This window comes from Novipirellula herctigrandis (assembly GCA_007859835.1).
GTDB lineage: Bacteria > Planctomycetota > Planctomycetia > Pirellulales > Pirellulaceae > Novipirellula_A > Novipirellula_A herctigrandis.
Window position 1 is genome coordinate 1,158,777 of the sequence record SJPJ01000001.1, and the last position, 1,664, is coordinate 1,160,440.

Below are 1,664 nucleotides of genomic sequence, written 5' to 3' on the forward strand. Positions count from 1 at the left end.
CCCTATTGCAACCAAGCGACATATAGATCCAACCAAGCGACATATAGATATTATGTTCGATTCGTAAACTCTTGTGGGAAGTACGACCGGAGAGAATGGTGACGAGCCTTGCGCGTCCTAAACCGTGGTCCTATTCATCGGGACGCAGGGGCTTCTTTTGAATTGTGTCCCCAGTAAAGCGTGACCGCGATCAGACCAAGCACAATCTCCAGGGCCGCATAAACGATAAGCAGCCAGTGCGGCATGCCGTCTAGAATGAAACTCAATATGCGTCCGGCGGCGAGTCCGAGCATGAACACGGCGCAACCTGCTAGCGCCGGACGCGTCATCGACTTCTTGAATGCACCGTACAACCAAAAAACGACCATTCCAAGGTAGAGCCCCATCACTGCACGCATGATGTGAGTGAGGTTGGTCGTATCGACCTTGATGCCAAAGAGGACGTCCAAGGTGACCGATGGCTTGGCTCCATAGCCTAGCGCGATCGGCACCAAGCCGACCGAACAGAAGATCAGAAAGGCGCGGGTCTTCACGGTTTCATTCATCATTAGGTAATTTTACGGAGGGTTATACGACGCCAGAGATCTGCTGATCACTATCACTGCTCGGAATCGCGCATCACAATGCGCGCCACGGGATCCAGTCGTCGGCCACTGTAATTCGCCGGGACCGAGTGCGCAAGTCGTGGGCAATGCGCCCCCCCCAGCACATAGTCGTTAGACATCATGGCAAACGGACGATTGATCATCCACCGCCACAAGCCGTCCTCCCGTGGATGTCATTGTTCTGGCTCTATTCTTTCGATCCTCGTGAGATGTCGCGCGTCAATCCCCATCTGGTCGGACATTACCTTCACACGCTTTGCACCGCGCGAGATGAATCCCAATCCAAAACCAATGGCTAGCCCGACAACGCCAAAAATGGCCCCGACCATGATTGGGAGCAGGAAGTCGCGACCACCGGCAACAGCAAGGGCACCGCCAAACCCAAACAGAATCAAGAATGCAATTGCGAGCGTGACGGGTAGTTTCTGAACCCATTCCGGAGAAGATTCTCTAATTGCGTCACGTAGACCCGCGCGAAAATCAGACACGACTTCCCCGGTATCCGACCATTTGACGCTACTTACGCTAACAGTTCCGCACTTCATGCAATGTGTCCCAGCTATCGGACCGTACGGATGCACTAGAGTCGCGAAATCAATTCCATCTACCTGCGTAGCGGTCCCGCACGCATCGTGAATGTAAGTCCTGGATTCACGCTCATCGGTTACAAAATTATATCGAACAGTCACAAATCAGGTCGCCGATCAGGTAGAGAGGATGATGATGAATTGCCAGAACGGTACGGTTCAGCGGAGACGGCGGTTTGATTGACCATTTGTAAACGCCCCATGCCGTCCGCCGCGTGCACACGATGAAGATCGCACGGATGTGGGTTAAACGCCGATCGAGTCACCATGATGAATCAATCGACCGAGCACCGTCCGTTTAGCCTTCGGCTCCTTGGGTGACAGTTGTCCGTTCCCTAGCAGTATCAGTTTAGCGACGGTTCAAGTTGAAAGCAACAAACGACGTTGTGGCCCCAGGGCAACTCAGTGTTTGATTTTAGGTTATCTGATGCGTAGTATTGGTTCGTTGCATTAACGGAGTGCATTTAACCTT

The 1,664-nt window shown here is 52.8% G+C and carries 2 protein-coding genes; both read right to left on the reverse strand.

Annotated features, from left to right (window positions below):
- Positions 1-134 precede the first annotated feature (134 nt).
- Entirely contained in the window at positions 135-548 is a 414-nt protein-coding gene (locus tag CA13_RS03945) for a DUF4345 domain-containing protein (RefSeq protein WP_146394691.1), read from the reverse strand.
- Between the two features lie 230 nt (positions 549-778).
- Entirely contained in the window at positions 779-1,150 is a 372-nt protein-coding gene (locus CA13_RS03950) for a hypothetical protein (RefSeq protein WP_146394692.1), read from the reverse strand.
- Positions 1,151-1,664: the final 514 nt, after the last annotated feature.

Coding starts and splice junctions, on each gene's coding strand:
- CA13_RS03945 (WP_146394691.1), bottom strand. CDS start 548: ATGATGAATGAAACCGTGAAGACCCGCGCCTTTCTGATCTTCTGTTCG.
- CA13_RS03950 (WP_146394692.1), bottom strand. CDS start 1,150: ATGAAGTGCGGAACTGTTAGCGTAAGTAGCGTCAAATGGTCGGATACC.